This window comes from Colwellia sp. BRX8-4 (genome assembly GCF_014077345.1).
Classification (GTDB): Bacteria; Pseudomonadota; Gammaproteobacteria; order Enterobacterales; family Alteromonadaceae; genus Colwellia_A.
The window spans coordinates 39,635-60,150 of sequence record NZ_JACGVS010000020.1 but is presented as its reverse complement, the minus strand read 5'-3'; the positions used below and the strand labels follow the sequence as shown (position 1 = coordinate 60,150).

The window sequence follows — 20,516 nt, the reverse complement described above, 5'->3', positions numbered from 1 at the left end:
TTTTATCAGTAACGGGTATAATCCATAACAGATAAATTAAAAGCATTGAAGTGCTTGTACTTTAATACAATAAGTCTCATGGTACGACCACTAGAAAATTACAAACGGAGAAAATACATGTCAATCGTGATCAGTGGTACAGGTCTATTTACACCACCACACAGTATTTCAAACGATGAATTAGTCACCGCATTTAATCAATATGTTGAAGACTATAATATTGAAAATGCCGCCGCTATTAACAGTGAGCAGTTAACGGCCTTAAAACCGTCTTCAAGTGAATTCATTGAAAAAGCATCAGGCATTAAAAGTCGCTATGTTATGTATAAAGACGGCGCACTTGACCCTAAAACCATGATGCCACTTATTCCTCAGCGTAGTGATGAGCAATTATCAGCACAAGCAGAAATGGCTGTTGGCGCCGCGAAACAAGCGATGGCTGCAGCAAATAAAACAGCAGACGATATCGATTTAATCATTGTTGCTTGTTCATACACACAACGCGCTTATCCTGCAATTGCCATTGAAGTACAAAAAGAACTAGGTTGTAAAGGTTGGGCTTACGATATGCTCGTCGCTTGTTCATCGGCAACCTTTGGTATCATGAATGCTTCAAATGCTTTGCATGGCGACACAGCAAAAACAGTGTTAGTGATTAACCCTGAACTCAATTTTCCACAAATTAATTTACGCGACCGCGACAGTCACTTTATCTTTGGTGATGTTGCAACGGCTATTGTTATTGAAAAACAAGCAACCGCCACGGCTGACCATTGCTTTAAAATATTAACTAAGAAGCCGATCACGACCTTTTCTAATAACATTCGTAGTAACTTTGGTCATATCAATAAATGCGATCCAGAAACCATGCTTGATAATGACAAAATGTTTGTTCAGCAAGGACGAAAAGTTTTTAAAGAAGTATTGCCAATGGTCTCTCAATTAATTACCGAGCAGATGGCAGAAGCAAATGTTGAAGCTAAAGATTTAAAAAGGTTATTTTTACATCAAGCCAATATCAACATGAATAACTTTGTTGCAAAGAAAGTATTAGGCCGTGACCCTATGGGCAATGAAGCACCTATTATTTTAGACAAGTTTGCAAATACGGCTTCGGCGGGTTCTATTATTGCTTTTCACTTGAATCATGATGATATGGTTACTGGCGATAAAGCTTTAATCTGTTCTTTTGGTGCTGGTTATTCGGCAGGCTGTATCGTTATAGAGCATATTTAATTCTGCTCTGCGATTAAGTCACTGAGAAAAACCTCTGTGACTTAATCGTTAATTAACCTTTAACCTTTAACAAAACTCACTATGTAAAAAGGTAATTAGTTTTACTATCGATGGATGAGCAATTGTGTAGTATATCGTTTGTGATTCTCGGCGAGTTTTTACCAAGCCATCTTTTCTCAATCGAGCTAAATGCTGTGATAAACTCGACTGGCTCAAATCAATAAAACCATTAAGCTCTGATACCGACATTTCTTTCTCACCTAAATAGCAAAGTATCAATAATCTGTTTTCATTACTCATCGCTTTCAGTAACTCAGCGGCTTGAGTTGCATTACCACGCATTTCAGCTATGTCTATTTGAGTTTCATTATTCATCATCGGGGTCTTTATTGTCAGCAAAAAGTAAATATTGATTGATATTACATTAGATAGTGCTAATATAAAAGTACATTACGTTTATCTAATATAACAATTTTTCAGTTAAGGATCACTTTTGAATTACACCAGACTGCTACAACTCGCTATTGAGAAACCTAAACTTGTTTACACCTTAGTCTTATTGATGGTGGCGATAAGTCTGGCGATGATGCCAAACCTGAAAATAGATACCGACCCTGAAAATATGCTGAGCAGTGATGCGCCAGCACGTGTTTTTCATAACCAAACAAAAGCTGACTTTCAAATGCGCGATATGATAGTCGTTGGAATTGTTAGTAAAAATAGTATTTTTACTCCTAGTGCATTACAGGTTGTTGAGCAACTTTCAACAGAAATATTACAAATTGAAGGGGTTATTCAACAAGATTTATTATCCTTGAGTGTTGTTGACAATATTACCCAAGAAAAAAATAACCAAGGTGAAAATAACGGCATACGCTTTGAATATCTAATGAAGCAGGCACCGTCTTCACTCGAAGGCAGCTTAGCCATTCAACAAGCCGTAAAACGCTTACCTATGCTTAACAACACCATAGTCTCTGGAGACGACAAAGCGATAGCGATTTACGTGCCTATTCAAGCCAAAGACATGAGTTATAAAATTGCTGAAAAAATTCGTACTATCAGTGGCAATTTTCCCGCAGAGTTGGTGGCTAATGTAGACTTTCATATCACAGGTTTACCTGTCGCTGAAGACCAATTTGGCTATGAGATGTTTGTTCAAATGGGTGTTGCAGCCCCACTTGCTGGTTTAGCTATTTTTGCTTTACTTTGGTACTTTTTTCGCAATTTACCGTTAATCATTGCGCCTATGGTCGTCGCGATGGCAACGGTGATTATAGTCATGGGCTCACTCATTGGTATGGGCTTTACCGTTCATATTATGTCATCAATGATCGCTATATTCTTAATGCCAATTGCCGTGGTTGACTCAGTTCACATTCTTTCTGAATTTGCTGAAAAATATAAAAAAGGTGATGATGCCGGCGATGTTGTAAAAGGTGTCATGAAGCATTTATATACACCAATGCTTTATACATCAATCACCTCTGCAATCGGTTTTTATTCGTTAATGCTAACACCTATTCCGCCAGTAAAAGTCTTTGGTGCTTTTATTGGTACCGGTATTTTATTGGCATTCGCGCTGACAATTATTTACGTCCCTGCTTATATCTCTCGTTTAAAACCTGAAACTTTAGCCAAATTGCATGACGCTATTGTGCGTATGGAGAAAAAAGGCAGATTAGCCAATGTATTAGAACGATTAGGCAGTTTTGCTACTCAAAAAACCAAGCTCATTCTTATCGGCTTTGTTGCCTTATTTTTAATTAGTATTGAAGGCGTTAGTCGTATTGAGATTAATGATAATCCTGTTAATTGGTTTAAAGCGGATCACGAAATAAGAATTGCTGACAAGGTGCTTAATGAACATTTTGCTGGTACTTATGATGCTTGGTTAGTGTTTAACAATAACCAGGGTGACAATAACGGCGAGGTAAAAAAATTCAAAGCAGTGCTGGCAACGTTTACCGCTGATTCAACTAGCGCCAAAAAAATTAATTCCTTTATAAATAACGTTAACTCGGCTAAAAAAGAGTCATTATTTAATCAGAACTTGTTGGTTTTATTAGATGACCTAACGTTTTCTGCCCCTGATAAAGACCAAGGTATTATAGAGCAGCTAGTCAATATTGCTGATAGCGCTTTCAACGACAGTAAAGTATTTCTAGACCCCGCGTTATTAAACTGGCAAAGCGACTTTCAACAAGCATTACTAGCCACAGGTTTAGTCGGTAAAAGTAATGGCTTGGCTGATATCGTCAAAACGGTCAATCGTGAGCTTTTCTCCGGTGAAGATAAAGACTTTACTCTGCCTGAAACGAGCAATGGCGTGGCGCAAACATTATTGCAATATCAGTCGTCACATCGTCCACAAGACTTATGGCATTTTGTCACTAAAGATTACCAAAAAAGTCTCTTATGGTTGCAAATGACTAGTGGCGATAATCAACACACCACCAAAGTTGTTAACTGGACAGAAACTTACATTACCAACAATCCCATGCCAAAAAATATTAGTTATCAATGGGCAGGTAAATCTTATTTAAACATTGTTTGGCAAGATGCGATGGTAAATGGAATGATCGACAGCCTATTGTCTTCATTTGTCATCGTTTTCTTGATGATGGTTTTACTGTTTCGCTCTTTCAAGTACGGTATTTTAGCCATGTTGCCGCTAACACTTACTATTTCGATGATCTATGGATTAATTGGCTGGATAGGTAAAGACTATGATATGCCTATCGCGGTATTGTCGGCGCTCACATTAGGACTATCTATCGATTTTGCCATTCATTTTCTCCAACGTGCACGAGAATTAGAGAAAGAACTGGGCAGTTTATCACAAGCATTAACCGCAATGTTCCAAGAGCCAAGCCGAGCAATATCACGCAATGCAATAGTTATTGCCGTTGGTTTTACCCCATTATTACTTTCACCATTAATGCCTTATATTACCGTTGGTTTTTTCCTGGCGAGTATTATGGCGCTATCGGCGTTAGTTACTTTAGTGCTATTGCCGGCATTAATGACCCTTTTTGCTGGTAAGCAAAACCTAAAAACTGAACAACTATAGGATATAAAGATGAAATATTTATCAAAACTATTGATACTGGTCTGCTCCCTTTCAAGTTTTGTTGGCCAGGCTGGCGATCTAACCAATGCCAATGAAATTATTACTAAGGCAAATTTAGCCTCATATTATTCTGCTGATGATGGTAGTGCCCAAGCCCGTATGATTATTGTTGATGCGCAGGGCAATAAGCAGATGCGACAATTTACTATCTTGCGTAAAGACCAAACCGATTTAGGTAACCAAGACATCTTAGTGTTCTTCTCTCGCCCCACCGATGTCCAAGGTACGGTATTTCGTGTAGTTAAAAAAGTCACAAGCGATGACGACCGCTGGTTGTACTTGCCAGCACTAGATTTAGTAAAACGTATTTCAGCCGGTGATAAGCGTACTTCTTTTGTTGGCGCACATTTTTTTTATGAGGATGTTTCAGGCAGAAACCCAGCAGAAGATAACTTTACCCTGTTAAAAACTGATAACAACTTTTATACGATCAAGGCTCAGCCTAAAGATCTAAACAGTGTTGAATTTGATCATTATATTGTCAGTGTTGATAAAAACACTTTTTTACCGATGCAAGTTGACTTTTATGACAGCCAAGGTAAAAAATCACGTTCTCTGCAAGTATTAAAAACTGAAGCTATTGATGGTTTTACCACGGTTATGCATTCAAAAATAACTCAACACTCCGATGGCAGCTATACTGAAATGCAATTTAGAAATGTGAAATATAATGTTGGCTTACCCAATGATATTTTTTCTGAGCGCAGTTTACGTAACCCACCAAAAGAGTGGCTGGATTAATAAGCTAACGATGATCGTATAAACTCATCCTGATCCGTTTCAGCTACTAACGTTTTAACTGCTGAAATTAATTCAGTATCGGGATTATTATTTATATCACTAACAATAAATGGACAGAATTATTGTGCAAAAATCAGTAAAATATTTCTATTTTATAGTGACCAGCCTTTGTGCCGCTAGCGCAAGTTTTGCCGCTAATATTCTCGCAAACGAAACAGATAATTGGGGGGATGAGTGGAGCGAAGAAGTGGTTTCACCTTGGAAATTTTCAGGTTTTGTTGAAGCGGGTTATGGCTATTTATTACAGGATAATATTGTTGAGTCAAACGCATCATTAAGTGAAATCACCACACGCGTTAATCTTGATTACAGTCATGAATCTTTTGAGCTGGTTTCAAAAGCAGAGTTAATTTATGACGATGTATTAAAAGATACTTTTTTGCAAACACGCGAATTAAATATCCGTTTTAGCCCCTCAGATAAAACAGATGTTAAGTTAGGTCGGCAAATTCTGACATGGGGTACCGGTGATTATATTTTCCTTAACGACTTGTTTGCAAAAAACTGGCAATCATTCTTCTCAGGACGTGATGACCAATATCTAAAAGCGCCTTCAGATAGTGCGAAAGGTACTTGGTATATTGGTCACTATTCACTTGATCTCACTTGGACTCCTGAGTTCACCCCTGATGTTTACATCACTGGCGAACGTTTTTCTTTTTATTCACCGCAAGCACAAGCCATTGTTGCACCCGCTGATAATTTTAGGGTAAAAGAAACCAATAAAGCACAATTTTCAGCGCGCCTTGCGACTAACAATAATGGCGTGGAATATGCGCTGTATGGTTATAAAGGTTTTTGGCCAACTCCCGTAGGTATTACAGAAGATAACAGTCAGCCACCACAAGCTTATTTTCCAGAAATGAATGCTTGGGGAGCCAGTGTTCGATTGTCATTAGCCGGCGGATTATTTAATGCTGAATATGCAAGTTATAACAGTATTGAGGATAATAACGGCACTAACCCTTTTATTGCTAATGGTCAAAATAGGTTTTTAGTGGCGTTTGAAAGAGAAGTAATTAAAAACCTGACCGCTAGCGTTCAGTTCTATGTTGAGCAAACCAAACATTATCAGCAATTTATTAGCCATTCTGCTACGCCAGCAACAGAAGTCGATGAAAACCGTCAATTATTAACCGTTCGCTTAACCTACAGAACATTGCAGCAAAAATTAATTTATAGCGTTTTTAACTTTTATTCTCCCACAGACAAGGATGGTTATCTTAAACCTTCAATTACTTATCGCTATAGCGATAAGTGGTTATTCTCGGCTGGGGCGAATTTATTTTGGGGTGAAGAAAAGTATACTTTTTTTGGTCAACATCAACAAAACAGCAATGCTTGGCTTAGAGTAAAAGCCCACTTTTAAATGACGCCAGCACTAAAGGCTCAATGTCTACAGAATTAATCTGACAATAACTTACAGTTTTTCAGCATATCCTAACAATTAGATCACTGAAACTTACCCGTAATAAGATGAGAATGGCTGTAAATATTCTGCTGAGCTTATTATGAACAAAATTATTATCGTCATCTGTTTTAACATTTTGTTTTCTTTGAATAGTTACGCAATGAAATCTAATGATTATATTATTTCTATTAAGCATGCAACTAACGACAGTGACTATTACTCAAGTGTTGGCGTAGAGGTAATTCATCGTAAACTTAATAGTTATTTAGGTTTCTCGGTTAATAGCTCAATAGGCTATGCAAGGGTTACCGATACCTTCGATTACCAACATGGTTTTATTGCATGGGAAGGCGGTATAAAAATAGGTTATTTTTCTAACTTTAGTCTTTATGCTGAATTTGGCGTTGATCTGCTTGAGCTTGCCTTTAATGATCGAAGTGACGATGACTATTCACATAGAAATAAGGGCTATAGTACAGATTTCGAAAATGATAACTTTGACCATCATTACAATGACAACGATTCAGATGGCTATATAGGGATTGGTAGTTCGATGATGATTGAGCAAATAAAAGTTACAGCATTTGTTCGTTTTCGTGAAATAAGTGGTTATAACTGGCAAGCAAAAAACTATGCCTTTAGCGGTATTGAGTTAGCGGTAGTTTTTTAATTAAATTACCATCGTTTGTTTGCTTGTTTCTTTCTTTTCTCTACGGCAAAATAGTCCCCATAGATATTTACAAATAATAGAGAAAAAAATGAGCGCAAATTCAGCAGCACAAAATCAAATAAAACAAATGCTAACCATGCAAGACGCGATGAATACTCGTGTTAGTGATACCTGGCAAGAAAATGGTTATGAGTGGTATCGCGCCATTTGGGTTGAGTGTGCTGAAATGTTAGACCATCACGGATGGAAATGGTGGAAACATCAAGAAATAGATATTGCGCAAGTGCAACTGGAGTTGGTTGATATTTTTCATTTTGGATTAAGCTTACGTTTAATGACAGGCGAAACCGTTACAAGTATTACTGACACCTTAGCAACAGAACTCACTGAAAGCTCAGGCGAAAAAGATTTTAAAATTGCCCTTGAAAACCTAGCGTCAGCCGCCGTTACTAACAAAAGTTTTGATGCGATTGCCTTAGCTGATTGTATGCGTTTGATGAATATGGACCTAGATGAATTATTTCGTCAATATGTTGGCAAAAACACCTTGAATTTTTTCCGTCAAGACCACGGTTATAAAGAAGGGACATATATCAAAGTTTGGCATGGCGAAGAAGACAATGAAGTATTAGCTAATTTAGTTAATACCTTAGATGCCAGTGCAAGTGATTTTCAGCAACAACTTTATGCAGCACTTGAGACAAAATACCCAGCATAATTATTCGCTCAAAACCTAATAAAGACTCTAGATAAATAATAACTAGAGTCTTTTATCCCCCACCCTTTTCCCATGCTCAAACAGTCTTTTAGCTTAAAATATACAGAATAAATTCTACTTTTCGAACGGTCATTAAAACAACTCTTTTATATTAAGATCTGTCGCATAAATTCCACCTAGCCAAGGGTTATTAAAAGAATCTAGCAAAATTATGATCTGTGGCACAAATTCTGCTTATTCAACAGTTATTAAGAAGACCGTCAAGAATTTGAACCGCCGGAGCAGTGTATGGAATTAATTCTCTTTGCCATGATCAGCCTAATTGTTATTGTCGCTTTGTTAGCTAGCCGCTTAAACGACAATAGTTTTCCTTTTCCATTTGATAAAAAGCAAAGTCTTTTTACGCCAGCAGAGAAGAATTTTCAAAATTTGCTCGAACAAGCCCTTGGTGGTAAATACCGTATTATTAATCGAGTAAAACTTGCTGATATTGTCACTATTCGTCATGGTGTGTCGAACAGAGCAAGCCAAACAGCATCAGCGAATGCCGAAAGTAAATACTTAGACTTTGCTATTTGTGATCGTGAGAGTATGAAGCTATGTGGCGTTATTGATTTAGTTGATACCCAAGGTAAAGGCTATAAAATCAAAAAAGACTGGTTTGTCAGCGGCGCATTAGAAGCATCTTCAATTCCTCATATTCGTATTAAAGTGAAAACTAATTATACCGTTGACGAGATCCGCGCTTGTATTTACAGTCGACTTTTAGGAAACAGACCACCAGAGCCAAAAATTAAAGGAAAAATTATTCCTGCTCCCATGCTAAAACCTCGACCCAATAGAAATAGAGAAGAAGTTGGCGCTTTGTCTCCTATTGCCGCTCGTGCGCAATTAGGCTCATCAACAGGCAATGCTATGTCGCAACGTATCCCTGCACCGCAAGTAGCCGCATTACCTCATTAAACTCTACAATAAAATTAACTCATTATTAAAATAAAAAGTCAGCGATTTAAATCGCTGACTTTTTTGTTTTCCCTTAGATATAAACGTGCTTGGCAGTTTTAATGCGATAAAGGCTACATAAAGGCTAAGAGTGGCGATGTGATCGTAATATATCGTTGACGTATAATCTTGTGCCTATTGAACTAATACATAGAAAGACAGGGTGTCTAAGAAAGGCCATCCTGAACATATACGCTCTTTGCCATCTCGGTAACTGCTCCTGCGTTACTCTACTTCCTACATCCATGTAATCACAGCACCGCATTATACCGTTGACGTGCAGGGATGCACTAATGCCTAGAAAGACAGGATGTCTGAGAAAGGCCATCCTGAACATATACGCTCTTTGCCATCTCGGTAACCGCTCCTGCGTTACTCTACTTCCTACATCCATGTAGTCACAGCACCGCGCTATACCGTTGACGTGCAGGGATGCACTAATGCCTAGAAAGACAGGATGTCTGAGAAAGGCCATCCTGAACATAAATATACGACATCTGGGAATCTTCACGTTATAATTGTTTTATTAGATGTTATCAACGAATTGGAAATAAAATGAAAGCAGGAATAATTGGCGCAATGGAGCCAGAAGTTGCTATTTTAAAAGCAAAATTAACTCATGCAGTAACAACCGAACATGCAGGTTATACCTTTTATCAAGGGCAACTCAACGGCAGTGATGTCGTTATTGTACAATCGGGTATTGGTAAAGTGGCTGCTGCCTTAGCAACCGCGATTTTAATTGATAAGTTCCAGCCTGACTATATTGTTAATACTGGCTCTGCTGGTGGTTTTGAACAATCACTAAAAGTAGGCGATATTGTCATTAGTTCAGAAGTTCGCTATCACGATGTCGATGTTACCGCTTTTGGCTATGAGATTGGTCAGTTACCAGGTAATCCAGCTGCTTATATTCCTCACCCGACACTTGTTAAGGCCGCACAGGCAGGTGTTGCTGAATTAGAAAATATCCAGACCTTACTGGGTTTAATCACTACCGGCGATACCTTTATGACTGCTGATGATGATATTGCTAAAGCCCGCGCTAACTTTCCGACTATGGCCGCGGTTGAAATGGAAGGAGCCGCAATTGCTCATACCTGTCATCAATTTAAGGTGCCTTTTGTGGTTATTCGTTCTATGTCTGATATAGCAGGTAAAGAGTCTCCTACCTCCTTTGAAGCTTATTTAGAAACAGCTTCGGTGAATTCATCTCAGTTAGTTGAAAATATGCTCGACGCATTGCAAGGTAAAAAGTTAACTTAAGCCCTAAGTTTAATCGATACCGACTCCACTAATTTTGTGATCTTGTTCGCGCAAGGAGAATATATCAAGGCAAGGCTGACGATTTTCTAATCACTGACTATAGGCGTTGAGTGCGCCGCAGGTTTGGAGTATTTTAACCCGCACAAGTGAGCAATAATTTAATGGAATGGCTATAAATATGACTGCTAATAATCTAACAAACTTAATTGATATCAGCCCTTTCGCCTATTCAGTTGTCATGCTTTACGGTGTTATTTTGGTTAAGCTTTTTACTGGCTATTTAGCGAGTCATCAACCCTTAAGGTTTTTTCGAATTTTTTGCGATCAGCTCGCCAAAAAAGTCAATAAAAGTAAGAATACTGACCGTCAGCGTTTTATTTCTGGTTTAATTGCTATTGTAGTTAGCCTTACGCCTATAGTCATTATTCTTTGGTTATTTGAAGCTTTTGTTGAGGCCACCTGGCTTTGGCAGGGATTTTTACTTTATCTTGCCTTAGGCTGTTTACAACTAGGAAAAACAAGTAAAGAGATTGCCAAGTTAATTGTCGCCAACAAAAATTTCGAGGCTAAACAGTTATTAAACCCCTGGCTGTTGCGTAATACCGAACAGCTTTCCTCTTTAGGCTTAGCAAAGAGCTGTATTGAAATGTTATTGCTTCGAGCGGTGCAAAATCTATTCACTATTAGCTTGGTATTTTTACTTTTTGGTCCACTTACTGCTTTAGTTTGTCGATTGCTTATTGAGATGCATTACAGCTGGAATAACAAACAAAATAGTTTTCAACCTTTTGGCGACAGTGTTGCTTTTATTGTCAACATTATACAATGGCTACCTAGCCGTATCTTTTCATTAATCCTGCTGTTTGGTTGTATTGGCAAAAATTTCGTTTTATTTTTTCGGTTAAATCACCGCTACTTTTTTCAATTAAATAATAGCTATGTGCTCAATTTATTTGCTTTGTCATTAGAGGTTAAACTTGGTGGTGTGGCTATGTATCAAAATATAAAATTACGTAAAACAAGTTACAACGATCACGGAAGGCAGCCTCAAGCTACTGATATTATTCATGCCAGCAAACGTATTAGCCAAGTGTTCTATTTTTGTTTTCTATTTTTAACACTACTGACATTATTTATTTACTCGTTCAATATTAATAGGTAACAAACATGTATGAACTTCTTTACTGGTTAGATTTATTTGGTATTGTTGTCTTTGCCTTATCGGGTGCATTAATGGCTGGGCGGTATAAGCTCGACCCTTTTGGTGTTGTCGTATTAGCCGCAGTAACAGCGATTGGCGGCGGTACCATCCGCGATATTACTTTAGATACGCCAGTATTTTGGGTTGCTAATCCCATTTATCTTTATGTTATTTTATTAACTGCAGTGTTAACAATTATCATTATTCGCCGTCCTAAGCGTATTCCAAAGCGCTTTTTACTGATTGCTGATGCATTTGGTTTAGCATTATTTGCTGTTTTAGGAACTGAGAAATCATTAAGTTTAGGCGCTCCTGTATTTGTTGCTGTTGTAATGGGCACCATTACCGGTGTTGCTGGTGGGATGATCCGTGATGTTATATGTAATGTTATTCCAATGATCTTACAAAAAGAAATTTATGCTACTGCTGCGATCTTAGGCGGCTCTTTGTATGCGTTATTTCGATACTTAGCTTGGCCAGAAAATATCGCCATCATTTCTGCAATTCTTGGCGCATTAACGCTGAGACTAGCCGCTATTTATTGGCGAGTTTCACTGCCAGCGTTTCATATTGTTGAAAAAGAAGAAAGTAAATAATGCCAGCTCAGTGTTTTACAGATGTCGATAAGTTGTTTGTTTCTGTTAGATAATTAAGAGATACTAAAGATTAATTTTTAATCACTTTATGATTTCATTAAGCGACTAAGCCATTAATAACACTCATCGAACTATTTTATGACTGATAAAGATAAAATCATCGAAAAACTATCCAACAAAATAGTCATGTTAACTCAAGAAAATGAGCTTATTAAAGATGAACATAAAAAATTAACTGAGTACTTATCTGCGGCTCTAGATAGAACTGGTTTATTTATCTGGGAGCAACACATACCTAGTGGACAGTTAAAAATATTAGATCAAGCGTTTGGTAGCATGTGCGGTTTTGAAACCAATGAAATTGAATCAACAGTATCCTCTTGGAAAAACAACTTACATCCAGATGATAAAGAAAAAGTTATCGCTGCATTTGAAGAGCATTTAGCGGGAATAACACCCTACTTTTATATGACTTACCGCATGAAGCACAAGGACGGAGGTGATGTATGGGTATCGGATCGCGGTAGGGTTATTGAATTTGATGATGATAATAATCCTTTACGTATGACAGGAACACATACTGATATTACCCAAGAAAAACTTTATGAATTAGAGTTAGCTCAATATGCTAATTTAGATCCGCTCACTAATTTACTGAACAGAAAAGCCCTTCAACATAATTTTGAAGTCTACACTAACACCAGTAAATATTGTGGTGGTGCCTTATTTTTTATTGACTTAGACGATTTTAAATCAATAAATGATATTTATGGACATAAAGTGGGCGATAAATTACTGCTGCATGTTACCAGTAACTTTGATGCCTTAGCACCAACAGACGCCTTAATTGCCCGATTCGGAGGTGATGAATTCGCGATTATTTGTAAAACAACCGATAGACTAGCCCTTGAATTATTAGCGCAGTCGATATTAACAATATTAGCTAAACCCACTGAAATTGAAGGGATAAAAATATCAATTAATTTAAGTATCGGTATATGCGTTTTTGAAAAAAATAATGAAAGCTTTGCCAATATCTATGAGAGAGCTGACAAAGCGATGTATTCGGTGAAACGAAAAGGCAAAAACCATTATGCCTTTTGGGACGAAGACAAAGAAAGTTAAACGTCGAGTTCCTCTGTTTAAGCCTCCATTCCCCAGCCATCGTTATAGCCATTATACTTTGCAGCAAGTTGTTCAAGTTGTGCTTCTTGCGCGACAATCGCATCGTAGCAAGGTAGCATTTTTACAGTGCAATCTAAATCCCAAACATTAGGTGTTTCATCAGGATGAATGACTAATTCCATTTCAGGTGCATGTTCTGCTAAATAATCAGCCATTGCTTGGGCTTGTTCTTTTTTTTCGAACAATTGAAAAAACACGACGGGATGAATAATAGACAAATCAATACCAGCATCTTGCATTTCAGCCAAAATTTGGCCTGTTTCATCATTTGGAAAGGTCATAAAAGTTATTATCTGGGTAAAAAGTACTTCATTATAAACCGCTATTTTCTTCAACTCCACAGGAGAGTTAATTATTAATGTTTGAGTAGCTGCATAAATTATTCTGACAACTCAATTGACTCTTTGCGGGGTAGCGAGGACACCTTGCCACTGAACTCGACTCATCTGCTGTTTTCGCTAATAAAGAGGCGCCAATGGTATTAATAGCAAAGGCACATGTTAACTCTCCAAAGGTAATGTTAACTAGCACACATTGTTTTTTTGATGAGCAGGTTAAATTTTCTAGCAATATTTTTTGTTTGACCGAGACAAAGGTTTTACTTGTTAATGTATTCGTCTTGGCAGCAACGTTAACAAGAGAGGTTTCAATAACCGTGTTAAGCTTGTGTTTATTTCTTTTTTCTTTGCTTTTTTGAGCAGCCCTTTCCTGATCAAGCTGATGTTTTAAGTGCGTTGTTGCTATTTCATGTTCTTTTAATAAATACCCCAAGCCTAATAAAATAGTAATAAAAATCACTACGGCTATCAGTGTTATCGTTAACCATTTAAGCATTGTTAGCTTTACTTGCATCACGAGAATGAGGATATTTATCTATCATCGCATCAATAGCCCGGTAAATTTTCAATTGAGCCTCTCTACTATTATCGGTTTTAGCATTAATTTTCAAAGGGTAAACACTTCGCCAAACTGAACGTTTTTTTTCAGGGTCAAGTACATCAATAATTAAACTTCCCGGTTTAGTTTGCCACTGTTTTTTGTCCGCTTGCGCTTCACCGCCACGCAAACAAAGAGAACAATAAAGCACCCCTTTATTGTAGGTTAATAATTCCTTAGTGTTTTCATTAACAAGGTGATAAGTAATCACAATATCAGCATCATCTAGCGTATTATAAATAAAACCATTCTTATCTAATACTTGCTCTATGGCTAATTCAATACTGTTACGCGTGGTATAACTAATATTTTGAAACTGGCCAAAGTCAGAGTTACGCTTATAAAAAGCGTAGCTGCTTACCTTTGAAAAATTAAAGTTAGTTTGATATTTTGAAATGGCCGGTTGGTATAATGTACAACCTGAGAGCATTAGTGCTGAAAAGCATAGCAAGGTTATTAAAAAAATAAGCTGAAAAGATATTGGCTGGCTATTTTTAATCAAGAATAAAAGGCATAGATAATGAAAAGGATAACTTTAGCCTACCCTGCTGAAAAAAAATTACAACTATTTGCGCAAGTAATAAAATAACAGCAGAGCGTTTTGTGTAAATAGCTTACATCAACACAGATAAATCAACTTGGGTAAAATTAATGACCTTACCACCAAATTCAGCTGCAAAGGTTTGCGCATCTTTTTGTTTACTAAAACTTGCCAGCGTTTTACCCATCGCACCTGTTTTAATTGAGCCAGCAACAAACCATGCGTTGCGGGCATCAATAAAGTATTGGTCATTTGGTGTTTTCCACGGTGATTTACTCATATCGTGTACTAATATGGTGGTAACATTTCGCTTATTCTCAGGGTCTAAGTAAAAGCTAAACATATCGCGAGTCGAGCAAAACTTTTTCACACTATCGCCTTCCGCTTTAGTAAGACCCTTTCTAAATAATTCCCCTTTAGGACCACTAAAGTTTGAAATTAACATCCCACACAAATGACATTCATCGGCCGTTTCTATCGCCACGGCTTCATGTAACGATTGGGCGACCTCGTCATTTTTAGAACACGCAGACAGCAGTGCTGCCAACAATAGGGTTATCAATAAAAGGGGTAAGCTAGGCTTTAAAATATTCATTAGAGTGTTTTTTTCCTAAAAATAAAAATGGCAATAATGATAGGTACCATGACCCATGCCAGTAAAATGCTAAATAATTGCCCTTGTGACAGACTCGATTTTATTGCAATCGCTAAAGCGCCATTAACGTCACCACTATCAAGGCCGGCAAGATTTACTAATCTAAATATATCGGCTGGATTTAGCATCATTAATTGGGTAAGTCCCTGCTGGCTAATACCTTGTTCCACACCGACCAATAACGCCAGCAACGCTAAATCAAAAACTAACGCAAAGAAAAACCAAGTGATTAAAGCAAAACCCGCTGCTTTTGATTTTTCACTTACCGATAAACTGATCAAATAAGCGATGGCAGTAAAACTTAAACCTAATAAAACAGCACTCCCAATAAAGGTAGCAAAAACATTAAAAACGGCACTGTCGTTTAGTTGATAATATAAGATTAGCGCCGACGAGCCAAAGCCCAAAAGGGTTGCAAGTGCAATAATACCGCCTTGTCCTAAAAACTTACCTAATAACAGTTGGCTTTTACTTAAGGGATAAGTCAACAATAATAACAAGGTGCCGCTTTCTTGTTCACCCACAAAACTGTCGTAACTGAGCAGTAATGCAATGAGTGGAATAAGAAATACCGCTAAACTGGCCAGACTCGCTATCGTTGTTGATAAAGAGGTTACGCCTACTGTCCCTGACGCTGCAGCACCAAAATAGGTCAAACCAATAGACAAAATAGCAAAAATAACAGTAATTGACACTAGCCAACGGTTACGTAAACCATCATGAAATTCTTTGTTGGCAACGGCTAATATTTGTTTCATTAGCGGGGCTCCTTAACGGTATTTTTATTATCGACATGGTCAGCTAAATGGCGTGATAAATAAAATTGATAAACTTGCTCTAAATTGGCCGAATCAACTCTGACATCTTTAATCGCTTGATAACTCAGTAACTGACGCAAGGTCGCTAATTTATCTTGCTCAGGTACCGTCAGTAAGTCACCATGATTTTTATCTACTAAAAATTTAGCCAATTTAGGATCGCCTTGAAGCGAACCATTTAAACCTTCAACTTTGATGGTGACGGGCAAGGCGGCGGCTTGGCGTAACTCTTCTAAAGAGCCCATAGCAAGCACTTTGCCGGAAGATAATATCATCGCTCGGTCAATATGTTGTTCAACACCAGGTAAAACGTGTGAACATAAAATAACACTGGTTCCTTGGCTTTTTAGATCATCAACCGTTTTATAAAAATCAGCGGTTGCCATAGGATCTAAGCCAACAGTGGGTTCATCAAGCAACAACAGAGCTGGATTGCCGATAAAAGCCTGTGCTAACCCTAAACGTTGCCTCATTCCTTTTGAATACGTTTTAACTTGCCGCTTCATGGCATGAGCAACCCCAACTTGCTCGAGTAAAGCCATTGCATGTTTTTTGTCAAAGCCCTTAAGTTTAGCAAAATAACTAAGCACTTCTAAACCGGTTAATTGCTCATAAAAACTAACATTCTCAGGTAAATAACCAATTTTAGCGCGCATGTGCCAAGCTTCTTTAGAATCTGGTGCCATCCCCATCACTTTAACATTGCCATGACTTGGCGCAATAACGCCAAGAATAAGCTTCATCATGGTGGTTTTACCCGCACCATTATGACCAAAAAGCCCTAAGACTTCTCCCTGTGAAAGTTGCATATCAACAGAGTCTAGTGCTGTTAATTTGGGATATTTTTTACCCACGTTAGTTAGTTTAACCAGAGGTGTTTTGTCTGTAGTGTTCATCAATTTATATCCTTAATGCTCTGCACGTTGCACAACAGCAGATTGATTATCTGCCGTGTCAGTTTTTAGTGCCTCGGCATTAATCTTTTGTACCCTTGAGAGATTTTCATCAGTATTTCGGTGATGTGGTGAGGACATCAACGGAAAACTGTCTTTCACACCGGGTGGTTTTAGTACTGGAAATTGACGTTGCACCCATCGCAGAATAATAATCGCGGGGCTGTCCATTAGCATTTTCATTTCTGGGTATTGCCAAACTAATTTGTCGATACCATCGTTTGGTTCAAACATAACATCGCCAATGTTATCGTTATTCATATCCCAGCCGAGGTAATTACTCCAGTAATTACCTTTACTCGCTAAGCTCCACTCTTGCTTTTTATTGGAAACGTACTTAACTTGTGTCGGGTTATTAATAAAACTGTTACCGTAAATTTTAATATTTTCTGAACCAGCCGTTAAATGAATGCCTATTTCAGCGCCTTCGACAAGATTGTTTTTTAAAGTGTTATAACCTGAATTATAAACAAAGAGCCCTTTACCATCACGGCCTAATACTTTATTTTCAGGCTTTGTCCAAACACGTTTAACAATATTATTGCTGATAGTTGACTGTGTTATATAATTAAATAAAAAGCCATAATCTTCACTGTCTATCGTTGTATTCCCGCTGATAATTAATCGCCTAGAGCTCATTAGCGCATAGCCAGCTCGCGTGTTATAAGCAAAATTATTAATTACCGAATTGTCGTATGAATACATATAATGAATGCCATATCGTAAGTCGTGCAGAGTATTATTTTCTAAAATATTCTCTTGACTAGAAATAATATAAAGCCCATCACGGGTGTTAAATATTTCATTGCCTCGGACTTCAGCATGTTTCACGATAGAAAGCTGAATACCGTTACCTCTATCGGCTGAGCGTAAGCTCAAATTACCTTCAACAGTATTATTAAGGACTTTTATGTGTTCGCTTTTTTGTAACCAAATACCAAAGCCATCACCTTTAAGCTTGTTGTTTTTAATCACTATATGGCTGGATTTTTTTTCAGAATAAATAGCAGAATGTTGCTCAGTAAGGTTACTTCCCCAATTAACTATGGTGAGATTTTTTATGGTGATGTTAGAGTTTTTCAGTAGCAAAGCATGACCATCACCTTGCGCATCAATAATCACTTTGCCTAAGTCATCACGCTGGGCTGAAAGTGTAATCGAATGTTCAATAATGAAGTTGCCTAAATAACGACCGGGAGTAAGAATAACAACATCACCATCAACGGCTTTATCAAGCTGTTGTTGTAAATTATCTTGTGGCGTCAGCTTAATATTTTCAGCGCAAAGCGGCTTAATAAAAAGACAAAACACACTAATAAATATAAACACTGATTTGCATTTTACCAAGAGACAACCACCAAAAATCAATAATATTTGTAAGTAAAAAAAGCATATCACCTTTTAATGATATGCCCTTGATCTGGATTAACTTCGTTAAACGTAAAGTCTATTAAAACTAAAATGTACTTAACTTAGTACTAAGCTTCAACCAACATACGACCGCGCATTTCCATGTGTAATGCATGACAGAACCAATTACAGTAATACCAATAAACACCGGGTTTATTTGCCATAAAAGTAATAGAAGCCGTTGCTTGTGGACCAATTTCCATTTGAGCGCCGTGATCAGTCATACAAAAACCGTGGGTTACATCTTCTACTTGGTCGAGGTTAGTGACGATAACAGTCACTTCATCACCTAACTTCACTTTAAATTCAGTCATACCGTAAGTTGGCGCGATTGAGGTCATGTAAACGCGTACTTTTTTACCATCACGAATAATTTTGTTTTCAGAGTACACATCTACGCCATCACGTTTTGCTATAGCAATTGTTTCTGCAAACATTGGATCCGTACGAGGCCACAATTTTAATGGTTTCATTTTAGTGCGGTGTACCATCATACAATCATGTGGTTCAGCAAATGCAGGTCCATCGTGAACAATTTTCATTTCGTCACCTGAAATGTCAATTAATTGATCGTTTTCTGGACGTAAAGGACCAACAGGTAAAAATCTGTCTTTAGAAAACTTACATAAAGAGACTAACCATTTACCATCAGCATCACGTGTTTCTCCCATTGTTGTATGGTTGTGACCGGGTTGATAATGAACATCTAGTTTTTGACGAATATAGTTCACTTTCTTACCATTGTGGGCATCAATAGCATCTTGAACATTCCACTTAGCAATTTGGCTATCAAGAAATAATGTTGTGTACGCATTACCTTTGTTATCAAATGCGGTATGAAGTGGGCCTAAACCTAATTCTGGTTCCGCAATAATCGTATCACGTGGTTTAATTTCATCAGCGAATAATGCATCTAATTTTTTAATTGAGATGATTGAAACGGTCGGTGATAATTTACCGTTAGCGATGAAATACTCACCATTAGGTGACGTGTTCAAACCATGTGGTGATTTAGGAACCGGAATATAACGCGTTAATTGAGAGCCTTTACGACCATCTAAAACAGGTACATTGTTGCCATTATAAGTTTTGAATTTACCTGCCTTAACTGCAGCTTCACAACGCGCTAGACTAAATACAACAACATGATCGCGTTCAGATGTGATCATTTCACCCAAGCTCATCCCCATTTCTGAGTTGTAACATGTAGATGCAAAATATTTTCCATCATAATCAGCGTCGGTGTTATCTAAGTTACCATCAACGATGACTTGGAATGCCATTTCCATCGTTTCCGCATCAATCACGTTATATATTGAACGATAAGTACTTACATCTTCTAAAGAGGCTTTACCATCATTGACAATTGGCACCTCAAACTCGCCATTACATACTATGTATTTTGTATAGGGTACTTTTTGTACACGTAAACCGTGAATTGCTTGTGTATTAGGAACGGTAAGCATTTTATCCGTTTTCATCACATCACATCGAATGCGTGCTACACGTGTATTTGATTTATCGTTAATGAAAACATATTTACCGTTATAACGACCGTCAGTCATACTCATATGAGGGTGATGCGTATCGCCAACCATAATATTGGCACTATCGCCTTTAATACGTTTAGACTCGTTTGTTAAGCCCCAACCAGTCGCACTATCAATGTTAAAGACAGGAATACGCATTAACTCACGCATTGATGGAATACCCATAATACGTACTTCACCAGATTGACCACCTGACCAAAAACCATAATACTCATCTAAATCACCAGGATGAACAAACGGATCACTGCCGGCATCTTTAGCACGAGCTTGTGCCATTGATGAAAACATAGCTGCCGTCATTGGAGCAGCAACAACACCAGCACCTAATATCGCTGTTTTACCAAAAAACTTACGTCTACCTTCGTTCTCTAACTCTACGTTATTAGAGCTTTTATCGTCATTACTCATTACTTTTCTCCATTATGGTTAATTTT

Annotated in this window: 20 protein-coding genes; 11 read left to right on the top strand and 9 right to left on the bottom strand. The window is 37.7% G+C overall.

All coding sequences use genetic code 11. The features are described 5' to 3' along the window. Window positions 1-117: 117 nt before the first annotated feature. Window positions 118-1,236, top strand: a complete 1,119-nt coding sequence (locus H4J56_RS15610; RefSeq protein WP_070375624.1) for a beta-ketoacyl-ACP synthase III — start codon at window positions 118-120, stop codon at window positions 1,234-1,236. Window positions 1,237-1,302: 66 nt separating this feature from the next. Here the strand turns inward: H4J56_RS15610 and H4J56_RS15605 are convergent, their stop codons facing one another. Continuing rightward, entirely contained in the window at window positions 1,303-1,611 is a 309-nt protein-coding gene (locus H4J56_RS15605; protein WP_083277999.1) for a metalloregulator ArsR/SmtB family transcription factor, read from the bottom strand. 118 nt (window positions 1,612-1,729) lie between these two features. Between H4J56_RS15605 and H4J56_RS15600 the strand changes: the two genes are divergently transcribed. The 10 genes from H4J56_RS15600 to H4J56_RS15555 all read left to right on the top strand — a co-directional run bounded on the left by H4J56_RS15600 (window position 1,730) and on the right by H4J56_RS15555 (window position 13,159). Next, on the top strand, window positions 1,730-4,309 hold the full coding sequence (locus H4J56_RS15600; RefSeq protein WP_259368200.1) for an RND family transporter: 2,580 nt from the start codon (window positions 1,730-1,732) through the stop codon (window positions 4,307-4,309). A 9-nt stretch (window positions 4,310-4,318) separates the two neighbouring features. Next, the gene (locus H4J56_RS15595) at window positions 4,319-5,110 is read left to right on the top strand and encodes an outer membrane lipoprotein-sorting protein (RefSeq protein ID WP_182259577.1); all 792 of its coding nucleotides are present in this window, start codon (window positions 4,319-4,321) and stop codon (window positions 5,108-5,110) included. A 124-nt stretch (window positions 5,111-5,234) separates the two neighbouring features. Further along, window positions 5,235-6,539, top strand: a complete 1,305-nt coding sequence (locus tag H4J56_RS15590; protein ID WP_182259576.1) for a hypothetical protein — start codon at window positions 5,235-5,237, stop codon at window positions 6,537-6,539. A 202-nt stretch (window positions 6,540-6,741) separates the two neighbouring features. Further along, the gene (locus H4J56_RS15585) at window positions 6,742-7,251 is read left to right on the top strand and encodes a hypothetical protein (protein ID WP_182243628.1); all 510 of its coding nucleotides are present in this window, start codon (window positions 6,742-6,744) and stop codon (window positions 7,249-7,251) included. An 88-nt stretch (window positions 7,252-7,339) separates the two neighbouring features. Continuing rightward, complete coding sequence (locus H4J56_RS15580; protein ID WP_182243627.1) at window positions 7,340-7,969, top strand: dUTP diphosphatase; 630 nt, start codon at window positions 7,340-7,342, stop codon at window positions 7,967-7,969. Between the two features lie 288 nt (window positions 7,970-8,257). After that, complete coding sequence (locus H4J56_RS15575; protein ID WP_182216781.1) at window positions 8,258-8,932, top strand: DUF2726 domain-containing protein; 675 nt, start codon at window positions 8,258-8,260, stop codon at window positions 8,930-8,932. A 594-nt stretch (window positions 8,933-9,526) separates the two neighbouring features. Then, the gene (gene mtnN / locus H4J56_RS15570; RefSeq protein WP_182216779.1) at window positions 9,527-10,237 is read left to right on the top strand and encodes a 5'-methylthioadenosine/S-adenosylhomocysteine nucleosidase; all 711 of its coding nucleotides are present in this window, start codon (window positions 9,527-9,529) and stop codon (window positions 10,235-10,237) included. A gap of 178 nt (window positions 10,238-10,415) precedes the next feature. Next, the gene (locus H4J56_RS15565; RefSeq protein WP_182251450.1) at window positions 10,416-11,399 is read left to right on the top strand and encodes a cobalamin biosynthesis protein; all 984 of its coding nucleotides are present in this window, start codon (window positions 10,416-10,418) and stop codon (window positions 11,397-11,399) included. 5 nt (window positions 11,400-11,404) lie between these two features. After that, window positions 11,405-12,034 (top strand): trimeric intracellular cation channel family protein, encoded by a 630-nt coding sequence (locus H4J56_RS15560; protein ID WP_070375615.1) that lies wholly within the window; start codon window positions 11,405-11,407, stop codon window positions 12,032-12,034. 138 nt (window positions 12,035-12,172) lie between these two features. Further along, window positions 12,173-13,159 carry a sensor domain-containing diguanylate cyclase gene (locus H4J56_RS15555; RefSeq protein WP_182216776.1) on the top strand — a complete coding sequence of 329 codons (987 nt, stop codon included), beginning with the start codon at window positions 12,173-12,175 and terminating at the stop codon, window positions 13,157-13,159. Between the two features lie 17 nt (window positions 13,160-13,176). Here H4J56_RS15555 and H4J56_RS15550 read toward each other — a convergent pair whose 3' ends face one another. The 8 genes from H4J56_RS15550 to nosZ form a co-directional block, all read right to left on the bottom strand. Next, window positions 13,177-13,500 (bottom strand): ribonuclease E inhibitor RraB, encoded by a 324-nt coding sequence (locus H4J56_RS15550; protein WP_070375614.1) that lies wholly within the window; start codon window positions 13,498-13,500, stop codon window positions 13,177-13,179. A gap of 67 nt (window positions 13,501-13,567) precedes the next feature. Then, on the bottom strand, window positions 13,568-14,053 hold the full coding sequence (locus H4J56_RS15545; RefSeq protein ID WP_182222748.1) for a hypothetical protein: 486 nt from the start codon (window positions 14,051-14,053) through the stop codon (window positions 13,568-13,570). Further along, window positions 14,046-14,585: a DUF4136 domain-containing protein gene (locus tag H4J56_RS15540; protein WP_182216771.1), complete on the bottom strand. Its 540-nt coding sequence runs from the start codon at window positions 14,583-14,585 to the stop codon at window positions 14,046-14,048. The genes H4J56_RS15545 and H4J56_RS15540 overlap by 8 nt, the downstream gene beginning before the upstream one ends. 184 nt (window positions 14,586-14,769) lie before the next feature. After that, a complete protein-coding gene (locus tag H4J56_RS15535; protein WP_182216769.1) occupies window positions 14,770-15,291 on the bottom strand; it encodes a nitrous oxide reductase accessory protein NosL in 522 nt (173 codons plus the stop codon). Continuing rightward, a complete protein-coding gene (locus H4J56_RS15530; protein ID WP_182216767.1) occupies window positions 15,291-16,109 on the bottom strand; it encodes an ABC transporter permease in 819 nt (272 codons plus the stop codon). The genes H4J56_RS15535 and H4J56_RS15530 overlap by 1 nt, the downstream gene beginning before the upstream one ends. After that, window positions 16,109-17,065: an ABC transporter ATP-binding protein gene (locus tag H4J56_RS15525; protein ID WP_182259575.1), complete on the bottom strand. Its 957-nt coding sequence runs from the start codon at window positions 17,063-17,065 to the stop codon at window positions 16,109-16,111. The genes H4J56_RS15530 and H4J56_RS15525 overlap by 1 nt, the downstream gene beginning before the upstream one ends. 12 nt (window positions 17,066-17,077) lie before the next feature. After that, window positions 17,078-18,445 (bottom strand): nitrous oxide reductase family maturation protein NosD, encoded by a 1,368-nt coding sequence (locus tag H4J56_RS15520; protein ID WP_404842645.1) that lies wholly within the window; start codon window positions 18,443-18,445, stop codon window positions 17,078-17,080. 155 nt (window positions 18,446-18,600) lie between these two features. After that, the gene (nosZ, locus tag H4J56_RS15515; protein WP_182216762.1) at window positions 18,601-20,490 is read right to left on the bottom strand and encodes a TAT-dependent nitrous-oxide reductase; all 1,890 of its coding nucleotides are present in this window, start codon (window positions 20,488-20,490) and stop codon (window positions 18,601-18,603) included. Window positions 20,491-20,516 lie beyond the last annotated feature (26 nt).